Raw genomic sequence first — 528 nt, 5'->3', positions numbered from 1 at the left:
CCCGCCGCTACGTCGAGCTGCTGCTGCGCGAGCAGCGCAGCCGCAGCAGCTACCAGGCCAGCCTGGAAGAGGCGATCGAGCAGCTGAACACGCAGATCCGGGCAGCACAGGGCCAGCCGCGCGCCGCCGACAGGGCGCACGCCCTGCAAGGAGAGATCGACCTGCTCAGGAAGCAGCTCCAGGTGGCGCAGGATGCACGCCCGCTGAGCAGCGCCGACGAAAGCGAGCTCCAGCAGCTCCACGCCCAGAACGCGCATCTGCGCCGGGAACACGAGCGCATCCAACAGGAAAAACAGCGCGCGGACGCAAGGAGCTCCCTGCTGCTGGTGCAAAACCAGGGACTCCGCAAGGAGGGGAGCATCATGAAGACCACCCTCTGGGCCTTCACCGCAGTGATTGCCGTGCTGGTGGCTGCCGGTGCCTATCTGTTCACGAGCCGTCAGGAACAGGCCAATGTGGCCGCTGTTCCGCTCGTGCACGAGACTGCACCGGCGCCACCGCTTCCTGCGCCAGCCGCGCCGGCGGCCG

1 protein-coding gene is annotated in these 528 nt (G+C 68.2%); it reads right to left on the bottom strand.

The window, feature by feature from the left end:
- The coding region (locus A612_RS17140) for a hypothetical protein (RefSeq protein ID WP_141630356.1) at positions 1-332 on the bottom strand (332 nt) is incomplete at its 3' end.
- Positions 333-528: the final 196 nt, after the last annotated feature.

The organism is Melaminivora alkalimesophila, assembly GCF_000282995.1.
GTDB lineage: Bacteria > Pseudomonadota > Gammaproteobacteria > Burkholderiales > Burkholderiaceae_C > Melaminivora > Melaminivora alkalimesophila.
The sequence above is the reverse complement of the archived record's forward strand: the minus strand, read 5'-3'. Positions and strand labels throughout refer to the sequence as shown.